This window comes from Micromonospora sp. NBC_00330 (genome assembly GCF_036136635.1).
GTDB lineage: Bacteria > Actinomycetota > Actinomycetes > Mycobacteriales > Micromonosporaceae > Micromonospora > Micromonospora salmantinae.
The window spans coordinates 625,763-645,124 of sequence record NZ_CP108012.1 but is presented as its reverse complement, the minus strand read 5'-3'; the positions used below and the strand labels follow the sequence as shown (position 1 = coordinate 645,124).

Here is a 19,362-nt window from a genome sequence, read left to right as displayed (position 1 = left end):
CTTGATCCGCTACGGTCACCGGCATGACCTGGGATGATCTCGACGCCCACCTGGAACGGGTGCCCGGCACCGTCTCCGCGTACGTGGGGCGGCTCGACGCGCCGCCGACCTGGACCCGACACGCGGACGCCGGCCACTACGCCGCGAGCACCATGAAGGTGGCGGTGCTCGCCGCGCTGCACCGCGCCGCCGAGGCCGGCACCCTGGACCTGGACGCCCCGGTCCCGGTCGTCAACGACTTCGACTCCGCCCAGCCCGGCGCACCCCGCTTCGCCAACGCGCAGCCCTACGACAACGACGACGCGGTCTGGGACCGCGTCGGCGGCACCGCGTCGCTGCGCTGGCTGGCCGACCGCATGATCGTGCGCTCCAGCAACCTCGCCACCAACCTCGTCCTCGGCCACGTCGGGCTGCCCGCGGTCGCCGAGGTCTGGGCGCTCGCCGGCGCCCGCAACAGCGTCACCGGCCGCGGCATCGAGGACTTCGCCGCCCGCGAGGCCGGCATCACCAACACGGTCACCGCCGCCGACCTGGCCGCCCTGCTCGGCACACTGGCCACCGGGACCGACACCCCCGGCCCACTCGCCTCACCGGCCGCCTGCGCCAGCATGCTGGACGTCCTGCTCGCCCAGGAACACCGCGAGGACCTCGCCGCCGGCCTGCCCGAGGGCACCCGCATCGCGCACAAGAACGGTTGGGTACGCGGCGTCCGCCACGGCGCCGGCCTGGTGCTGCCCGACGACGCCCCGCCGTACCTGATCGCCGTCTGCACCACCACGGACCTGGCCGGGGGCGACGACCAGGTCGAGGACGACGCCTGCCTGCTGCTCGCGCACGTCTCGGCACAGGTCTGGGCCGCCCGCCACCAACTCTGACCCGACAGCCTCGGCGGCGAGGACAGCACCACCGACTGCGGCTACGCTGCTCGCACCCCCACCCCGGAGCCGCCGATGCCCCGCAGTCGCACAGTGCTGATCGCCTTCCTCGTCGTGACGGCCGCGAACCTGCTGGCCAACGCCACCGGCGGCGGCCTGGCCTTCCTGCTCACCAAGCCGCTGCTGATGCCGCTGCTGGCCGCGTACCTCTGGCGGGTCAGCACCGAACACGCGGCCCGACCGGACCGGCTGTTGCTCGCCGCGCTGGCCTTCGCCACCGGCGGCGACATCGCCCTGATGATCGACGGCACCGGCTGGTTCCTCGCCGGCATGGCCTGCTTCCTCGGCACGCACCTCTGCTACCTCGCGGCCTTCACCCGACACGGCGCCACGACCGCGCTGCGCCGCACGCCACTGGTCGCCGTCCCCCTGGGGTACGCGGCGCTGACCGTCGTCGCGCTGACCTGGATGTGGGCGGGGCTGACCGACGTCGGGCTGGCCGTACCGGTGGCCGGCTACGCGATCGCGCTGGCCGCCATGGCCAGCACCGCCGCCACCCAGGGCTGGCGGGTCGGTCTCGGCGCCGCGCTCTTCCTCGGCTCCGACCTGCTGATCGCCGCCGGGGTGGCCGAGGTGGCCCAGCCACCCGGCGCGCCGGTGCTGGTCATGGCGACCTACGCCGCCGGCCAGGCACTGATCGTCACCGGCCGCGCCGCCCGCACCGACACACCCACCGACGCACCGGTCACTCCAGCAACTGCGCCCGCAACGCCCTGAGGTCGGCGTCGGTCAGCCCCAACCCGTTACGCAGGTACGCGTCGAACGAGCCGTGCACCCGACGCACCTCGGCGTAACCGGCGTCGAGATACTCGCCGCGAACCTCCAGCACCGGCACCACCGCGTCGACGTCCAACTCGGGATTCCGCCGACGCATCGCCTCGACTATCACCGCCCGCAGACTGTCGGTCAGCTCGTTGTTGCGCAGGTAGTCGGCACGAATGGCCGCCTCGTCCACCCCGAGCGCCGTCAACAGGATGACTGTCAGCCAACCGGTGCGGTCCTTGCCGGCGGAGCAGTGGTACAGCAGCGGCAGATTCTCCGGCCGGGACGCCAGCCGCACCGCCTCGGCGAAACCGACCCGCGCCGACTCACCGGTCACGAACCAACGGTAGATCGCCGCCATCGCACCCGCCGTGCCCTGCCGGGCCAGCTCCGCGTACGCGTCCAGGTCGTGACCGAGCAGCACCGCCGACACGTACGTGAAGACCGGGTGCTCCGCGTCGTGCACCGGCAGGCGCACCACCCGTGGCTCACCGGCGAACCGGTCCTCCGGCGCGACCGCGATCTCCGAGGCGTCGCGCAGATCCACCACGCACGCCGGCCCCAGCTTCGCCAGCACCGGTAGGTCCTCGTCGGTCAGCCGACCCAGCGCCGGAGTGCGGATCAACTGGCCGACCCGGACCCGCCGCCCGTCCGCGCCGACGAGCCCGCCCAGGTCGCGCGCGTTCGGTGCACCCACCAGCTCCCAGCCCTGCCCGGTCATCCGGTCTCCCCTCCCGCGGTGAACCTTTGTATAGGGTGCCCCATATGACGATCTCGGCGGTACGCACCCACCGGGTTTCCGCCCCCTTACACACCCCGTTCGTGACCGCGCTGCGCCGTACCACCACAGTGGACACCCTGGTCGTCGAACTCGTCGACAGCGACGGCCGGTCCGGCTTCGGTGAGGCGCCGCAGGTCTGGCAGGTCACCGGCGCGTCGGTCGCCGGCGCGCAGTCATGCGTCCGCGAGTTACTCGGCCCACAACTGATCGGCCGTGACCCGGACGACCTGGTGACCCGCTGCGCCGAGGTGCAGCGCGCCGTGGTCGGCAACGAAGCCGCGAAGGCGGCGATGGACGTCGCCCTGCACGACCTCGCCGCGCGACGGCTGGGCGTACCCCTGGTGCGGTTGCTCGGGGGCACCACCCTGCGGGTCCCGACGGACGTCACCCTCGCCGCGGGCGACGCGGTGGACCTGGCGACCGCGGCACGGCAGCGGCAGGCCGACGGCTTCGGCGTGCTCAAGTTGAAGGTCGGCACCGACGCGGCCGGCGACCTGGACCGGGTACGCGCGGTACGGGCGGCAGTCGGCCCCGGCACCCGGATCCGGTTGGACGCCAACCAGGGCTGGACGCCCCGGGAGGCGGTCCGGGTGATCCGCGGCATCGAGGACGCCGGGCTCGACGTGGAGCTGGTCGAGCAGCCGGTGGCCCGCTGGGACCTGGACGGGCTGGCCTGGGTCAGCGACCGGGTGGCAGTGCCGATCCTGGCCGACGAGGCGGTCTTCGGGGTCCGTGACCTGGTGGAGGTGATCCGCCGCCGGGCCGCCGACCTGGTCAACGTCAAACTGGCCAAGTGCGGTGGGCTGCATCCGGCCCGTACCCTCCTCGACCTGGCCACCGCGCACGGGCTCGGCACTGTGGTCGGCTCGATGATGGAGAGCCAGGTCGGCATCGGGGCGGCGGCGAGCCTGGTCGCCGCATACGGCACCACAGCGGTCCCCGACCTGGACGCCGCCTGGTGGCTGGCCTGGTCACCGGTGCAGGGTGGCATCCGGTACGACGGGGCGACAGTGGTACTGCCGGACGTCCCTGGCCTGGGCATCTCCGGCATCGCTGAAGCAAAAGTGCAGGCTCATGGTTGATGACCGTCGGTTTCTTTCATAGGGTTCGCCTCAACAGCCGACACGATCTGGGGGTTGACGTGGAGCTGCAACCGGGCCGCGAGGCCGTCGTCCGGGTCGCCGTGGCGACGCTGTGGACCTCCCCCGAGGCAGTCCGCCCGGTCGACCGTCCGGCGCTGACCGCCGGCGCCGACATCCCGACCTGGGTCTCGGGCATGGACACCGACCAGCAGGTCGGCGACTGCGTGCTGAGCCAACTCCTGCTCGGCGAACGGGTCCTCGTCAGCGAGCTACGCCCGGACGGCTGGGCCCGGGTCGTCGCCGTCGAACAACCGGCCGCCAAGCTGGACCCCCGCGGCTACCCGGGCTGGCTCCCCGCCGAGCAGTTGGCCGTTCTCGACCCGGCACACACCGGCGCCGACGACCCGCTGGTGGTGGACGCCACTGTCACCGGGCTGCACGCCGGCCCGAACGGGCCGGTGGTGCTGCCCGGCGTCGTCGTCGGCACCCGGCTCGTCCCGGCCGGCCCCGCGCTCGACGACTGGCGGCCGGTACACGTCCCCGGCCGGGCCACCCCGCTCTGGCTGCCCGACCGCCACCTGGTGCCGTCCTCGGCCGCGTCGCCGGCCGCAGCGCAGGCGCTCGCGGTGGCACAGCGCCTGCTGGACGTGGTCTACATCTGGGGCGGTCTCTCCGCGCACGGCATCGACTGCTCGGGGCTGGTGCATCTGGCCTGGCGGCGGTTCGGGGTGCTGCTGCCCCGCGACGCCGACGATCAGGCCGTGGCCACCACCCCGCTGTCGTTGGGCGCAGAACGCCCCGGCGATCTCTACTTCTTCGCCCGACCCGGCCGCAAGATCCACCACATCGGCATCGTCACCGCCGTCCCCGGCGACGGCGGCCAGCGCCGGATGCTGCACGCCTGCTACCGGCGGCGGCGGGTCATCGAAGAGGAACTGCCGGCAGACCGGACCGCCACGCTGGTGGGCGCGCACCGGGTCTGACCGGCTACCGGCCGGGCGCGTGTGCGCACCCGGCCGGTGACGGGTCAGTGTCGGGCGTCGGCCAACTCGCGACGCTTGTCCCGGGAGGACTTGATCAGGCTGGCGGCGGTGGCGACGCCCAGGGTGCCGATGATGACCAGCAGCGACAACCAGATCGGGATGTGCGGCGCCCAGCCGACGTGCTCGCCACCGTTGATGAACGGCAGGTTGTTGTCGGCCAGCGCCTCCAGCACCAGCTTGACCCCGATGAAGCCGAGCACGACGGCCAGGCCGTAGCTCAGGTAGATCAGCCGGTCCAGCAGGCCACCGAGCAGGAAGTAGAGCTGCCGCAGGCCCATCAGCGCGAAGACGTTCGCGGTGAAGACCAGGTACGGCTCCTGGGTGATGCCGAAGATCGCCGGGATCGAGTCCAACGCGAAGATCAGGTCGGTGGTGCCGATCGCGATCATCACGATCAGCATCGGGGTGAACAGCCGCTTGCCGGCCACGTGGGTGGTGAGCTTCGCGCCGTCGTAGTCCTTCGAGATCGGCAGCGCCTTACGGCTCCACCGGATCAGCAGGTTCTCGGAGAACTCGTCCTCGTCCGGCTCACCCTGCCGGGCCAGGTTCACCGCGGTGTAGATCAGGAACGCGCCGAAGATGTAGAAGACCCAGGAGAACTGCGTGATCAGCGCCGCACCCGCGGCGATGAACCCGCCGCGCATCACCAGCGCCAGCACGATGCCGACGAGCAGCACCTTCTGCTGGTACTGCCGAGGCACCCCGAAGCGGGCCATGATGATCACGAAGACGAAGAGGTTGTCCACCGAGAGGCTGTACTCGGTGAGCCAGCCGGTGTAGAACTGGCCGGCCGCGCTGGCCCCGGAGGTCAGCCAGACACCCGCGCCGAAGAGCAGGGCGAGACCGACGTAGAAGGCGACCCAGAGGCTCGACTCGCGCACACTCGGCTCGTGCGGGCGCCGACCAATGATCAACAGGTCGACGAGCAGGACCGCAGTCAGTGCGACAAGCGTTCCCGCCCACACCAATCCGGACACGTCCAACGTTCATTCCTCCGGCAGACACGCGGCGTCGGGCACACCGTACGCCCCTGCGGGAGCCGGCGTGCCGCTGTCGCTCACTCTGGTGACTGTCGGAGGTCTCTTCCGCCGTCGCCCCGGAAAGGGGCGGCGACCTACGGGGCCGGGTCGGGCGCCGTGGTTCCGGCGATCGACCGTGCTGACGACTCCGTTGCGGGGGAATACTCCCCTCCTCGGTGACCATTGTTGCCCACCACGCCCCGTGATCACACCCCGGGCACCCGGTGGCGCCGGACACCGCGTGGTGCGTCACATCCCCTACGGCTTCCTAGGAGGCTAGTGCACGTCTGGTGCGGCAATCGGGTCCGCGAGCGACCAGCCGGCAGCGAGCAGGTCGTCGCAGGCGCGCACCGCTCGGGCCAACCGATCGGCGTGCGACCCGGCCAACTCCACCACCGGCACCCCGCACCCGGCCAACTCGGCCCGGAAGCGCTCGGTCATCCACGCCCGCAGGTGCTCACCGTCGCGCAGGCCGTCATCGGTGAACGGCACCCCCCGGTGATCCGTCAGCAGATACAGCGCCGGCCGACGCGCCGCCGCCCGTACCTCCTCGGACGCGCTGCCCAGGTAGCGCTCCTCCCACACCGCCGTCGCCCGCGCGTCGGTGTCACAGACCAGCAGCGGCCCGCTCGCCCGGGCCGCCGCGTCCTCGGCCGCCTGCTGCTCGCGGACCACCGCGCGGAAGTCGTCAGGGTCCCAGGCGACGTCGAACACGGTCGCCGCCGGCGTTCGTTCCCGCAACCGGGCCAGCTTGCGAGCTGTCAACTCCCGGCCATACTCCGGCACCCAGGACGTGCCGTAGTGCCCGGCGAGCGCCGCCGCCATCGTCGTGGTCCCTGTCGACTCGGCCCCGACCACCACCACCCGCCGGACGAACCACTCCCGCACCGGCGGGCTCAGCCACCGCCAGTGACCCGCCGGGTCCGCGCGCACCGCCGTCCCGGACACCGGCACGGTCCGCCGGTCCGGATCCACCGCCACGGGTACGGCGTCGAAGCGACGCGCCAGCTCGGCGCCGTACGCCTCGGAGGAGAAGACCGCGTCCACCGACCTCGACCCGACCGCCTCACGGAACACGGCGCAGTGCGCGTCCCACACCGCCGGATCGGCGTAGTCCACCGGGTGGTCGTCGTACCGGCCGACGAAACGGACCCACGGCGTGTCCGCGTGCACCTCGCGCAGCCAGTCGAGGCGCAGCGGGAGCGGAATGGACTCCCGACGCGAGGGCGCCACGACGACTGTCACCTCGGCGCAGCGGGCGGCGGCGGCCCGGATCAGCGCGTGGTGCCCGGCGTGCGGTGGATAGAACTTGCCCACCACCATCCCGTGCCCGAACTCCGCGGCGGCCGGACGCGCCGGCGCGCGTGGCGCCGGCGCACGGCCGGATGACTCGGCGTTCACGCGGTGACCGGGGCCGGGCCGGGCGGAACCGCGCTCGGCCGGTCGGCCCGACGCAGATCAGCGCGCCAGGCCCGCAACCCGAGCACGCACAGGGCCAGGAAGACCAGGTAGAGCACGGCCGTCAGGTGCAGCCCCTTGTACGCGTACAACGGAATGTAGATCAGGTCGGCGGCGATCCAGAGCCACCAACTCTCCACCCGCTTGCGGGTCTGCCCGTACGTGGCCAACAGGGACAGCGCCGTTGTCAACGCGTCCGGCAGCGGCACTGTCGAGTCGGTGGTCCGGTCCAGCAGCACCCAGAGCGCGCCGGTGAGCAGCAGCCCGGCGGCGGCCAGCGCCAGCCACTCCCGCCGTCCCGTCCGGCTGACCGTGAGTCGGGTGCGCCGCTCGCCCCCGAACAGCCAGTGCCACCAGCCGTAGCAGCCGAGCGCGACGTAGACGACCTGGAGCCCGGCGTCGGCGTACAGCCCGGCGGTCCAGAACAGCACCATGAGCAGCAGCACGTTGGCGATGCCGATCGGCCAGTTGGCGATCTTCTGACGGGCCACCAGCCACACGTTGAGCACACCGGTCACGAACCCCAGCAGCTCCGCCCAGGTGGTGCCCGTACCGGCCACCCGAAACGCGGTGCCGGTGAGCCAATCGATGATCACCAGGCCACCCTAGGGTCCGTGTCAACGTCCTCGATCGAGCCGAGGCGGAGCCCAGGCAGTGGTCCGGCACAGACCCGCGACACCCACTGCCCCGACCGCCGTGGGAGGCTGTCCGACATGGTGCTTGAAGTCGCGCTGATCGACGTACTACCCGGACACGAGGACGCGTTCGCCGCCGCGTACGCCGAGGGTCACCCGGTGCTCGCCGGGGCGACCGGCTGCCGGTCCGTGCGGATGACCCGAGGAATCGAGTCACCGACCCGCTTCGTGCTGCTCGTCGAATGGGACTCGGTCGAGGCGCACGAGAACAACTTCCGGGCCACCGAACGGTTCGACGCGTGGCGGGCGCTGATCGGGCCGCACTTCGCGGGACCGCCAGTTGTCGAACACTTCCTCGACGTACCGGCCTGAGCCGAGCTGTCGTACCCCGCGGTTATCGTGCCGGGCGCACGCGCCGGCCGCCGGTCCCGACGGGCTCGGGGGCGCCGGGCCCGGTGGCCGCGCGGCGCGTCACCGTCGGCACCGGTCAACCGTCACTCGCCGACGCGGCGGGCCAGCACTGTGACCGTCTCCTCCGGTGACAGCGCCGCGGCCAGCAGCGCCGCGGTCATCCGCTCGTAGCGGTCGACGTCGAGCACTGTGGCCAGCCGGACGTCGGTGGTCAACGCCTCCAGCATGACGGTGCGCGGGTCCGCCGGGTCGGGAAAGGCGTAGCAGGAATACGGTGTGAGCGGATGCAGCCCGCCACCGGCGGCTCCGCGTGGCAGCAGCCGCACAGTGACGTGGGACAGGCCGGTCACCGCGACCAGATGACGCAGCTGTTCACGCCAGACCGCGACCGGCAGGTCACCGGGGTCGCAGACGGCCTCGGCGAGCACCGCCGTGTAGCGCGGGGGGTAGGCCCGCCGAAGCACCTCCTGCCGCAGTGCCCTTGCGCGCACCTCGGCCTCCACATCGACCTCCGGCGTGAGCTGGGCGCCGGCGGTGACCAACACCCGGGCGTACGCGGGCGTCTGGAGCAGCCCCGGCACCACCGACGGCTGGTACTCGACGATGTCGGCGGCGCCGGCTTCCAACTCGGCGTAGGTGCGCTGCCGTTCGCTCATCTCGCCCAGCGTCTTCCACCAGCCTCGACTGGTCGCCGCGTCCCGGGCGATGACGATCAGCGCCTCCCGGGCGGGCGTGGGCACCTTGTAGACATCCAGCAGATCGAGCACGTCGGCGAGGTCCGGGCGACTCTGACCCAGCTCGATGCGGGACAGCTTCGACGTCGAGGCCCAGCCCAGCCGGTCGCAGACCTGTTCCAGGGTCAGCGACTCGCGCCGACGGAGTTGGCGCAGCTCTGCGCCGAGACGTGCACGTCGAATGACAGGACTTGTTGGCAGCGGCATCCCGGCCTCCCCACCGAGGGAGACTACGCAGGACGATCACCCAGTGCAATAGCTCGCTCGCGCACCGCAATCAGGGCATTCGACGCCGTCGGCCGGCCGGACCAGCGCGACCACACCGTTTCCGCAGGTCATTGCGGTTTCCGGCCGCAGAGGCTGGTCCCGGCGGGCCGCCCGTCCCCGTCGGCGTGGCCGGGCTCAGGGTCGGTAGGTGCCGAAGGACCAGACGTTGCCGGCGAGATCGCGGGCTGCGTAGTCACGGGAGCCGTAGTCGGTGTCGAACGGCTCGCGGATGATCTCGGCGCCGGCCGCGCGGGCCTGCGCGCAGTGGGCGTCGACGTCCGGTACGGCCACGTAGACCGACCAGTCGTCGTCGGCCGGCCGGGGCGGGGCGTCGGCCCGACCACCCAGCATGATCATGCCGGTGTCGAGGACCAGCTCGGCGTGAGCGACAGTGCCGTCCGGCGCCTCGTGCACGGCGTGCGCCCGGAAACCGAAGGCGGCACCGAGCCAGTCGATCGCGGCGCGCGGATCGGGATAACGGAAGATCGGATAGATGGTTCGCATGACCCGATTGTGCGGCCGGCGGCGCGGCTCCGGATTGGACGAATGTGACCTCGGCGGGTCGCCGACCCGGCTCCGGCGACCGGCGGCCGTCAGCGGGCGGAGAGCAGCGCGGCCGGCGTGGCCCCGGCGAACTCGTGGAAGTCCCGGATCAGGTGGGACTGGTCGTAGTAGCCGCAGCTCGCCGCCACGGCGGCCCAGTCGACCCTCCTCCCGACCCCGCCGGCCTGGGTCGACGCGGCATGAGCCTGCTGGAAACGCAACAGCCGGGCGGCCATCTTGGGCGGCAGCCCGACCTCCTGCCGGAACCGGGACGCGAGGTGCCGGCGGCTCCAGCCCACCTCGTCGGCGAGCAAACCGACGCTCCCCCGCCCACCGCTGGCGGTCAGCCACCGCCACGCCCATTCCAGCCGCGGGTCCACCGGCGGGGACGCCGCCAGCCGGGCGGCGAGCACCCGGTCGAGCAGGTCGAACCGCTCCGACCAGCTGGGGGCCTCGGCGAGCCGGCCGCGCAGCCGATCCAGCCAACGGCCCGGGAGCTGCCCGACGCCGACGGCCCGGTTGGTCAGCTCACCCAGAGGCAGACCGAGAAGCCGGCGGGCGGTGAGGGGGGCGAGCAGCAACTCGACGCCCTCCCCGACGCCCACGGTGCGCGTGGTGCACCAACTGTCGAAGGTGCCGGCCACGAACGAGTCGACAGCGGTGACGCCACGCTGCGCGTTACGCGGGTCGGTCACGTCCAGCGGAGCGCCCCAGCCCAGGATCAGCACCACGAAGACGCCCGCCGACTCCCGGCGGACCAGTGGCACGTCCGCCCGTTCCCGGTAGCCCACGTACCTGTCGACGAACGGACGCAGGCTGGCGTCGGGCAGCCCGAGGACCATCTCGCCGATCGGCGCCACCGCCGTCAACAGTGCCCGCCCTTCGCGTGCCCCGGTCGACCGGGCCCGAGCGGTGCGCTGGGCGGGGCCGAGCGGGTGGCCGTCACTTCACGCCGGCGGCGTCCATGCCGCGCAGCTCCTTCTTCAGGTCGGAGACCTCGTCGCGGATCCGGGCCGCCAACTCGAACTGAAGCTCGCGGGCGGCGGCCAGCATCTGGTCGTTGAGCTCCTGGATGAGCTGGGCGAGGTCGGCGCGGGCCATCCCCTCCCGTGAGGTGGTGGTCGCGGCGGACCGGCTCCGGCTGCGGGTCTCCTTGACCGGCGCCTTGCCTCGGGAAAGCTGACGCACCGCGCCGCCGACCCGGGAGTTTTCGGTGTCCTCAGCCTCGCGGTAGATGTCGTCCAGGATGTCGTGGATCTTCTTACGCAGCGGCTCCGGGCTGATGCCGTGCGCCTCGTTGTGCGCGATCTGCTTGGCCCGACGCCGATCGGTCTCGTCGATCGCCGCCGCCATCGACGGGGTGATCTTGTCGGCGTACATGTGCACCTGGCCGGACACGTTACGGGCGGCCCGCCCGATGGTCTGGATCAGCGAGCGGCCGCTGCGCAGGAAGCCCTCCTTGTCGGCGTCGAGAATCGCCACCAGCGACACCTCGGGCAGGTCCAGACCTTCGCGGAGCAGGTTGATGCCGACGAGCACGTCGTAGTCGCCCTTGCGCAGCTCGCGCAGCAGCTCCACCCGGCGCAACGTGTCGACCTCCGAGTGCAGGTAGCGCACCCGGATGCCGTTCTCCAGGAGGTAGTCGGACAGGTCCTCGGCCATCTTCTTGGTCAGCGTGGTGACCAGCACCCGCTCGTCCCGGTCGGTGCGCAGCTTGATCTCGTGCATGAGGTCGTCGATCTGGCCCTTGGTCGGCTTGATCACGACCTCCGGGTCGACCAGACCGGTGGGTCGGATCACCTGCTCGACGAACTCGCCCTGGGCCTGCTCCATCTCCCAGGTGCCGGGGGTCGCGGAGAGGTAGACCATCTGGCCGACCCGCTCCAGGAACTCGTCGAAGCGCAGCGGCCGGTTGTCGGCCGCGCTGGGCAGCCGGAAGCCGTGGTCGATGAGCATCCGCTTCCGGGACGCGTCGCCCTCGTACATGCCGCCGATCTGCGGGATGGTCACGTGCGACTCGTCGACCACTGTGAGGAAGTCGTCGGGGAAGTAGTCGAGCAGGGCGTGCGGCGGGCTGCCGGGCAGCCGCCCGTCCATGTGCATCGAATAGTTCTCGATGCCGGAGCAGAAGCCCACCTGCCGCATCATCTCGATGTCGTAGGTGGTGCGCATCCGCAGCCGCTGCGCCTCCAGCAGCTTGCCCTGCCGCTCCAGCTCGGCGAGACGCTCGGCCAGCTCCACCTCGATGTCACGGATCGCCCGTTCCATCCGCTCCGGACCGGCCGCGTAGTGGGTGGCCGGGAAGATCACCAGCTGGTCGACCTCGCGGACCACGTCACCGGTCAACGGGTTGAGGTAGTAGAGCTTCTCCACCTCGTCACCGAACAGCTCGATCCGGATCGCCAGCTCCTCGTACGCCGGGATGATCTCCAGCGTGTCGCCGCGGACCCGGAAGGTGCCCCGCTGGAAGGCCATGTCGTTGCGGGTGTACTGGATGTCGACCAGCCGGCGCAGCAACTGGTCGCGGTCGAGCTCCTGCCCGATCTGCACCTTCACCGCCCGGTTGAGGTACTCCTCCGGGGTGCCCAGGCCGTAGATCGCCGAGACGGTCGCCACCACGATCACGTCGCGGCGGGTGAGCAGCGACATCGTCGCCGAGTGCCGCAGCCGCTCCACCTCCTCGTTGATCGAGGAGTCCTTCTCGATGTAGGTGTCGGTCTGCGGGATGTAGGCCTCGGGCTGGTAGTAGTCGTAGTACGAGACGAAGTATTCGACAGCGTTGTGCGGCAGCAGCTCGCTGAACTCCTTGGCCAGCTGCGCGCAGAGCGTCTTGTTCGGGGCGAGCACCAGGGTGGGGCGTTGCAGCCGCTCGATCAGCCACGCCGTGGTGGCGCTCTTGCCGGTGCCGGTCGCGCCGAGCAGAACCGTGTTGCGATCGCCGCGCCGAACCCGACGCTCAAGGTCATCGATGGCCGCCGGTTGGTCGCCGGCCGGCTGAAAGTCACTGACGACCTGGAAGCGGCTGTCCAGCCGGGGAATGTCGAGCGCCATGCCGTCAACGGTACGCCGGAGGTCCGACAGGAACGGCCGTCACGCCAGGTACGTGATCAGCTTCAATATTCCCATTGTGTGGCCCATGTCACCGGGACTACCCTCTTCATGTAGGCCGCTCGCGGCGGCCGACCGGGCCGGTGGCCAGGCCAACATCACGGCCGGTCGCCCCCGGCACTGCGGTCGCTGCACCCGGCTCGTCCGGCGTGCGCACCCGTGTGGTCGCGCTCGAGGCGCAGACCGGCCGCCGCGAGCGCCCCTGCTCGTCACCCCGGTGCCTCCCCGCCCGTTTCATCTCCGTGGACACCTCTCCGACCCCGACGCCCGACACCGCCCGCACCGCGACGCCCCGACCAGAGGCCGGGAGCCCCGGCAGCGACCCCGACAGCGGCAGCGGCCGGGCCAGCGGCAGCGACCCGGCCAGAGGCAGCGACCCAGCCAGCGGCAGCGGGCGGCACCGCACCGGCTCGGCCGGCGGCGCCTCGGCGGCCGGCCGAACCAACGACACCAGGAACACGTCCAAGGCCGGCCGAACCAAGGACACCAAGAACACGTCCAAGGCCGGCCGAACCAAGGACACCGGAAGCAGGTCCACGACCAGCCGAACCAACGACACCGGGAACAGGTCCACAGCCGGCCGGTCCGCCGGCGGCGCGCGCCGAGCCACCGCCGGCCGCAAGAGCGACGACACGCGGCGGGCCGCCGCCGAGCGAAGCCTCGCGGAGAACCGCGAGACCACAGGCCGCGACGACACCCCGGACACCGCCGACACCACCGAGGCCGCCGACACCAGCGGGCCGCCCCCGGCCGGCCGTCGTCGACGTACGGTGCTGCTCTTGCTCGGTCTGACGGCGGTGACGTCCGCGACGGCGTTGGTGCTCGGGCTGTTGAGCTGGGCGCCCGACCCGCCCGAGCCGGCCCGGCCGCTGACCCTGGCCGAGGGCGACCGGCTGGCCGCGGTGCGGGTCACCAACCTGCGCGACCTTCGCGCCGGCGTACGGGTCACGGCCGGCACCGGAGCCGCCCGCATCGAACTGGTGGGCTGGGTGGACTGGTCCCGGTCACTGCTCTACCTCGACGTGGGCGGGCCGGGAGCGGGTGCCGAACGCGGGCTGGTGCAGAAGAGCGGTCCGGTGCTGGTGATCCGGCCCGATCCGGCGGCGGTGCCCACTCCCGCCGCCCCACCGCTGATGCCTCCGACGGACCGGTGGCGGCTGCACCGACTGGCACCCGGGGCGCACCTGGCACCGGTGCTCGACCTGCTCCTGGATCTCGCCGCCGACCGCCCCGACACCACGACCCGGACGGCACCGCCCGACGGGGCGCGTTGGATCGCCCGGGAGACCGTCCCGGCCGGCCCACTGGACGTCATACAGGCACCACTGCCCACCGGCGCGCCAGCCGCCAGCACGGCCATCGGCACCCCCAGCGCCGCGACGCCCGCACCGGACAGGCAGACCCGGTACTGGCTCGATCAGGACGCCCGGCTGCACAAGCTGGTGACCCTGCTGCCCGGCGCCGGTCCGGTCACGATGATCTTCAACCGCGCGGACCGGCCGACACTACGGCCGGTGGACGCACTCGGCGGCCGCCCCGGTCTGCCCCGCGCGCTGACCGACGCCGAGCAACGTCGGCTCGACCGGCTGCCGGCCCGGCTCCGCGCCCACGGCGGTGCCACTGTGACGCTGACCGCGCCGATGGGCACTGACACGAACCTGCGGGGCGCCGGCTGGCTGAGCTGGACCGCGCGTACCGCGTACCTCGCGGTCGCCGACCTGGGCGTACCGGACCGCCGGACCCTGCTGCGCCGCGACGCCGCCGGTCTGGCCCGGGCAGACCTGCCGGCGGCCGATGCCGGCGGCGGCACCGCAGAGGCGCCGGCCCGGCCGCCGCTACCACCCCCGGCCGGAGGATGGCGGGTCTCCCGGCCCGGCCGGGACGACCTGAGCGCGCTGGTCGACGCCGCAGTAGCCGCCGGGTCGGTCGGGCAGCGCGGCGCGGCCGTGCGGGTACGCGAGGACGTCGCCGCCGGACGGACCGTGGACGTCATCGAGTCAGGTCCGGCCGACGCGCGGCTGCGTTACTGGCTCGACCGGGACGGGTCGCTCCGCCGGCTCGAGTTGCAGACCGACGCCGGCGCCTGGGCACACCTGGATCTCCAGCCCGCCGTCGTGCCCCGACTGGCTGCCAACCCTCGGCCCGCCGCCCCTCGACCTACTGCCCCTCGGTCTCCGACCCGGCCCCGTGCCCGCTGACCGATGCCTCAGGGGTGCCAGCCGGTCTGCGCGGCCCACTGCTCGGCCCGCAGGTACTCCTCGTCGAACCACGGGTTGCGGGCCGTGCCGGAGGCGCCGGCCTCCGGTGCCGCGTCGACCAGATCACGCTTGAGCAGCAGGTACGTGGCACGCTGATCCGGGTCGGCACGCAGGTGATCACGCATCAGCAACGCGTACCGCCAACCCGGAGAATCCACCACCCGCACGTGCAGACGAACCGGACGGGCCGGATCCGCACTGCCGTGCAACCGCTTCTCCCACCGGCCCCTGCCGGCCGGGCGCGGGTCGTCCCACCACTGCCCCGGCACCCGCGGAAACCCGGCGCTCGCCAGCCGATCGGCCAACGGCCCGTCGGCGTCGGCAAGGCTGGCGACCGCCACCTGCACGTCGATGACGTTCTGGGCGGCCAGGCCGGGCACCGCCGTCGAACCGATGTGATCGATCCGCAGGGCATCCGAGCCGAGCGCGTGCTGGATCCGGGCGGCCAGCCGCGCGTACTGCTCCGGCCAACTCGCGTCGGCCCCGGCCAGCTCGGCCGCGTCCGGCGAGACCACCCGCCGCTGACGCAGGTTGTCCTCGTAGGACACCAGCCGCTGCTTCCAGAGCCTGTCGACGGCGTCGTGCAGCGCCGTCAGGCTCCCGTCGTTCGTCAGCACCACGTCCGCCGCCGCCCGGCGGCGGACGTCGTCGGCCTGGGCGGCGATCCTCCGCTCCGCCTCCGCACGACCCATCCCCCGGTCGCGCGCCAGCCGCTCCAGTCGGGTCGACACGGCCGTCTGCACCACGACCACCAGGTGGTACGTCGGCGCAAGACCCACCTCGACCAGCAGCGGTACGTCGTTGACGACTATCGCGTCGGGTGCCGCCGCGGCGGCCAGCTCCGCGGTGCGGGCCCGGACCCGGGGGTGGGTGATCGCCTCCAGCCGACGGCGGGCGGTCTCGTCGGCGAACACCACCGCTCCCAGTGCGGCACGGTCCAGTGCGCCGTCGGCGTCCACCACCGCGTCGGAGAAGGCGGCGACGATCTCGGCCAGCCCGTCAGTACCCGGCGCCACCACCTCCCGGGCCACCCGGTCGGCGTCGATCAGCACCGCGCCCCGCTCGACGAGCCGCGCGGCCACCGCGCTCTTGCCTGACCCGATCCCGCCGGTCAACCCCACCCTCAGCACCCGAACAGTCAACCGGATCGACAAGCCCGCCGCCAAACCCACCCACGGCCCGGCGGCCTCCCCACCACCCCGCCCCGACCAGGACCCGCTCGCGCCCCGCGCCCCGCGCCCCGCGCCCCGCGCCCCGCGCCCCGCGCCCCGCGCCCAAGATCGTGCTCGAACCACGTTGTAGTGGTGTGCGGCGCTCGGGAGGCCCCTACATCATGGATCGAGCAGGATCTTGACGGTCCGCACCAGCCGCAGGGCCCACCGCGCCCACTACAGCGCCCCGGCCGTCGGCGCGCCGCGCCCGCGACTCGCCCGGGGTACGGCGAGGGCCCCGCCCCCAGCGATCCGGAGATCGCGGGGACGGGGCCCGTCGTCGTTCAGCGGGTCACTTACCGCCGGCGAGCTTCTCCCGCAGTGCGGCGAGCGCCTCGTCGGTGGCCAGCGTGCCGGCCGGCTCCTCGGCCTGCCGGCTCGGGGCCGGGCTGGACGAGGAGGTGGTGCCACCGCCACCGCCGCCGGCCGCGGCCGGAACGGCCGGAGTCGGGTTGGCGGCAGCCTCGGCGTCGGCGGCCCGAGAGGTCTGCACCTGCTTGGTGTGGGCCTCCCAGCGCAGACGAGCCTCGGCGTACTGGTTCTCCCAGGTCTCGCGCTGCTTGTCGTACCCCTCGAGCCACTCGCCCGTCTCCGGGTCGAAGCCCTCGGGGTAGATGTAGTTGCCCTCGGTGTCGTACGTCGCGGCCATGCCGTAGAGGGTCGGGTCGAAGTGCTCCTCGCCCTCGACGAAGCCCTCGTTGGCCTGCTTGAGCGACAGCGAGATCCGGCGGCGCTCCAGGTCGATGTCGATGACCTTGACCATGACCTCGGAGCCAACCTGGACGACCTGCTCCGGGATCTCCACGTGGCGCTCGGCCAGCTCGGAGATGTGGACCAGGCCCTCGATGCCGTCGTCCACGCGGACGAACGCACCGAACGGAACCAGCTTGGTGACCTTACCCGGCACGATCTGCTGGATCGCGTGGGTGCGGGCGAACTGCCGCCACGGGTCTTCCTGGGTCGCCTTCAGCGACAGCGAGACCCGCTCGCGGTCCAGGTCGACGTCCAGGACCTCGACCTCGACCTCCTGGCCCACCTCGACGACCTCGGACGGGTGGTCGATGTGCTTCCAGGACAGCTCGGAGACGTGCACCAGACCGTCGACGCCGCCCAGGTCCACGAAGGCGCCGAAGTTGACGATCGAGGACACGACGCCCTTGCGGACCTGGCCCTTCTGCAGCTTGTTGAGGAACTCGGTGCGCACCTCGGACTGCGTCTGCTCGAGCCAGGCCCGGCGGGACAGGACCACGTTGTTGCGGTTCTTGTCCAGCTCGATGATCTTGGCCTCGAGCTCCCGCCCGACGTACGGCTGCAGGTCGCGCACACGACGCATCTCGACCAGGGACGCGGGCAGGAAGCCGCGCAGCCCGATGTCGAGGATGAGGCCGCCCTTGACCACCTCGATGACCGAACCGCGGACGACGCCGTCCTCGTCCTTGATCTTCTCGATCGTGCCCCAGGCCCGCTCGTACTGTGCCCGCTTCTTGGAGAGGATCAGACGACCCTCCTTGTCCTCCTTCTGGAGGACCAGGGCCTCGATGTGGTCGCCAACCGTCACAACCTCGGCGGGGTCCACGTCGTGCTTGATCGACAACTCCCGAGAGGGAATGACACCCTCGGTCTTGTAGCCGATGTCGAGCAGGACCTCGTCCCGATCGACCTTGACGACGGTGCCTTCGACAATGTCGCCGTCGTTGAAGTACTTGATGGTCTCGTCGATCGCGGCGAGGAATGCCTCCTCGGAACCGAGATCGTCGTGGGTGACCCGGGTGGCGCTCGAGGGGGCCTCGATGCTGCTCGTCATGTGGGCGGTTGCTCCGGTCGGTGGGTTGTCACAGCAGGCTGGTGTGTCGCAGTGACCTGTTCGCGCCAGCGGATCCGTCGCCGGGCACACCGAACGATCGCCTAGTGAGATCATGATGTGGCTCCGTCGACCGCGCACCTGCTCCCTGCCGAGGCAACGCGATCCGCGAGCGCATCGTCTAGCCTACCGTGCGCATTACCACAGCGTGCAAGCCCTCCCGGGTTCTCTTCGTGCGATGACCTGCGAAAGCCGAACAATCGCCCGGAAAAGGCCCCTGCTGTCTCGTGCGTCACAGCAGCCCCTCCCGCCCCGCCGACGCGCGCCAGAGGGGCCGCGCTTGATCGACCTGGCTTCCGCCGGCTCGATGGGCGCGACGTCACCGACGACGAGTCGATCACGCCGGCCGCGCGAGGAGCCGCGCAGATCGCGGACGCGCCGCCGTACCCAATGGGGTGGGTGGGGCCTAGCGTGAGCGCGTGGATGACGACAGCCGGGTTACCCGGCGCCGGGTGGGTGACGCCGAGGCCCGGCGCGCCAACCGCGGCTGGTGGGACACCGACGCCGACGACTACCAGGCCGAACACGGCGCGTTCCTCGGCGACGTGGACTTCGTGTGGTGCCCCGAGGGCCTGCGCGAGGCCGACGCCCGGCTGCTCGGCGACGTGTCGGGGCGGCGGGTGCTGGAGGTGGGCGCCGGCGCTGCGGCCGGGGCCCGCTGGCTCGCCACCCAGGGCGCCCGGCCGGTCGCCTTCGACCTGTCCGCCGGCATGTTGCGGCACGCCGCCGAGGCCGCCGAGCGCACCGGGGTACGCGTACCGCTGGTGCAGGCCGACGCGCTCGCCCTGCCGTTCGCCGACCGGTCGTTCGACGTCGCCTGCACCGCGTTCGGCGCGATCCCGTTCGTGGACGACTCGGCGGCGCTGCTCGCCGAGGTGCACCGGGTGCTGCGCCCGGGCGGCCGGTGGGTGTTCTCGGTGACCCACCCGATGCGGTGGATCTTCCTCGACGACCCCGGCGAGGGCGGCCTGACGGCAGTGCACTCGTACTTCGACCGCTCCCCCTACGTGGAGCAGGACGAGACCGGCGTGGCCACCTACGTCGAGCAGCACCGCACACTCGGCGACCGGATCCGCGAGCTGGTCGGCGCCGGGTTCCGGTTGTTGGACCTGGTGGAGCCGGAATGGCCGGAGGGACACGAGGGGATCTGGGGGCAGTGGAGCCCGCTGCGCGGACGACTCTTCCCCGGCACCGCCATCTTCGTCACCGAGAAGCCCGCCGGGTGAGCGCGCCGCACGCGTTGTCCGACGTGCG

17 protein-coding genes are annotated in these 19,362 nt (G+C 72.1%); 7 read left to right on the top strand and 10 right to left on the bottom strand.

Translation table 11 applies throughout. The features are described from left to right. The first annotated feature begins 23 nt into the window (after nucleotides 1-23). Entirely contained in the window at nucleotides 24-875 is an 852-nt protein-coding gene (locus OG598_RS03005) for a serine hydrolase (protein ID WP_328652922.1), read from the top strand. Nucleotides 876-950: 75 nt separating this feature from the next. Beyond that, nucleotides 951-1,652, top strand: a complete 702-nt coding sequence (locus OG598_RS03000) for a lysoplasmalogenase (protein WP_328652921.1) — start codon at nucleotides 951-953, stop codon at nucleotides 1,650-1,652. Here OG598_RS03000 and OG598_RS02995 read toward each other — a convergent pair. Next, complete coding sequence (locus tag OG598_RS02995) at nucleotides 1,621-2,418, bottom strand: tyrosine-protein phosphatase (RefSeq protein ID WP_328652920.1); 798 nt, start codon at nucleotides 2,416-2,418, stop codon at nucleotides 1,621-1,623. The genes OG598_RS03000 and OG598_RS02995 overlap by 32 nt on opposite strands. Before the next feature lie 44 nt (nucleotides 2,419-2,462). Here OG598_RS02995 and OG598_RS02990 point away from each other — a divergent pair, with 44 nt between their 5' ends. Together OG598_RS02990 and OG598_RS02985 are read left to right on the top strand one after the other, a co-directional pair. Further along, the gene (locus tag OG598_RS02990; RefSeq protein WP_328652919.1) at nucleotides 2,463-3,560 is read left to right on the top strand and encodes a mandelate racemase/muconate lactonizing enzyme family protein; all 1,098 of its coding nucleotides are present in this window, start codon (nucleotides 2,463-2,465) and stop codon (nucleotides 3,558-3,560) included. Further along, nucleotides 3,560-4,543, top strand: a complete 984-nt coding sequence (locus tag OG598_RS02985) for a C40 family peptidase (protein WP_328652918.1) — start codon at nucleotides 3,560-3,562, stop codon at nucleotides 4,541-4,543. Before OG598_RS02990 ends, OG598_RS02985 begins: the two co-directional genes overlap by 1 nt. A 44-nt stretch (nucleotides 4,544-4,587) precedes the next feature. On the opposite strand, the gene OG598_RS02980 is transcribed toward OG598_RS02985, so the two are convergent. The 3 genes from OG598_RS02980 to pnuC form a co-directional block, all read right to left on the bottom strand. Next, entirely contained in the window at nucleotides 4,588-5,586 is a 999-nt protein-coding gene (locus OG598_RS02980) for a TerC family protein (protein WP_328652917.1), read from the bottom strand. A 312-nt stretch (nucleotides 5,587-5,898) separates the two neighbouring features. After that, nucleotides 5,899-7,023: an AAA family ATPase gene (locus OG598_RS02975; protein WP_328652916.1), complete on the bottom strand. Its 1,125-nt coding sequence runs from the start codon at nucleotides 7,021-7,023 to the stop codon at nucleotides 5,899-5,901. After that, nucleotides 7,020-7,676: a nicotinamide riboside transporter PnuC gene (pnuC, locus tag OG598_RS02970; protein WP_328652915.1), complete on the bottom strand. Its 657-nt coding sequence runs from the start codon at nucleotides 7,674-7,676 to the stop codon at nucleotides 7,020-7,022. The genes OG598_RS02975 and pnuC overlap by 4 nt, the downstream gene beginning before the upstream one ends. A 117-nt stretch (nucleotides 7,677-7,793) precedes the next feature. Between pnuC and OG598_RS02965 the strand changes: the two genes are divergently transcribed. Further along, nucleotides 7,794-8,087, top strand: a complete 294-nt coding sequence (locus OG598_RS02965) for an antibiotic biosynthesis monooxygenase family protein (RefSeq protein WP_328652914.1) — start codon at nucleotides 7,794-7,796, stop codon at nucleotides 8,085-8,087. 122 nt (nucleotides 8,088-8,209) lie between these two features. On the opposite strand, the gene OG598_RS02960 is transcribed toward OG598_RS02965, so the two are convergent. From OG598_RS02960 to uvrB, 4 genes are all read right to left on the bottom strand, one after another. Next, nucleotides 8,210-9,067: a helix-turn-helix domain-containing protein gene (locus OG598_RS02960; RefSeq protein ID WP_328652913.1), complete on the bottom strand. Its 858-nt coding sequence runs from the start codon at nucleotides 9,065-9,067 to the stop codon at nucleotides 8,210-8,212. A gap of 195 nt (nucleotides 9,068-9,262) precedes the next feature. Further along, the gene (locus tag OG598_RS02955; RefSeq protein ID WP_328652912.1) at nucleotides 9,263-9,631 is read right to left on the bottom strand and encodes a VOC family protein; all 369 of its coding nucleotides are present in this window, start codon (nucleotides 9,629-9,631) and stop codon (nucleotides 9,263-9,265) included. An 89-nt stretch (nucleotides 9,632-9,720) separates the two neighbouring features. Further along, nucleotides 9,721-10,530, bottom strand: coding sequence for a helix-turn-helix domain-containing protein (locus tag OG598_RS02950; protein ID WP_328655255.1), 810 nt, complete (start codon nucleotides 10,528-10,530; stop codon nucleotides 9,721-9,723). Nucleotides 10,531-10,612: 82 nt separating this feature from the next. Then, nucleotides 10,613-12,721, bottom strand: a complete 2,109-nt coding sequence (uvrB, locus tag OG598_RS02945; protein ID WP_210785907.1) for an excinuclease ABC subunit UvrB — start codon at nucleotides 12,719-12,721, stop codon at nucleotides 10,613-10,615. A gap of 206 nt (nucleotides 12,722-12,927) precedes the next feature. On the opposite strand from uvrB, the gene OG598_RS02940 reads away from it, so the two are divergent. Continuing rightward, on the top strand, nucleotides 12,928-14,976 hold the full coding sequence (locus tag OG598_RS02940) for a hypothetical protein (protein ID WP_328652911.1): 2,049 nt from the start codon (nucleotides 12,928-12,930) through the stop codon (nucleotides 14,974-14,976). Nucleotides 14,977-14,984: 8 nt separating this feature from the next. On the opposite strand, the gene coaE is transcribed toward OG598_RS02940, so the two are convergent. Both coaE and rpsA read right to left on the bottom strand, forming a co-directional pair. Then, entirely contained in the window at nucleotides 14,985-16,166 is a 1,182-nt protein-coding gene (gene coaE / locus OG598_RS02935; RefSeq protein ID WP_328652910.1) for a dephospho-CoA kinase, read from the bottom strand. A gap of 373 nt (nucleotides 16,167-16,539) precedes the next feature. Further along, a complete protein-coding gene (gene rpsA / locus OG598_RS02930; protein WP_091407939.1) occupies nucleotides 16,540-18,051 on the bottom strand; it encodes a 30S ribosomal protein S1 in 1,512 nt (503 codons plus the stop codon). A gap of 476 nt (nucleotides 18,052-18,527) precedes the next feature. Between rpsA and OG598_RS02925 the strand changes: the two genes are divergently transcribed. Then, nucleotides 18,528-19,334 (top strand): class I SAM-dependent methyltransferase, encoded by an 807-nt coding sequence (locus OG598_RS02925; RefSeq protein ID WP_328652909.1) that lies wholly within the window; start codon nucleotides 18,528-18,530, stop codon nucleotides 19,332-19,334. Nucleotides 19,335-19,362: the final 28 nt, after the last annotated feature.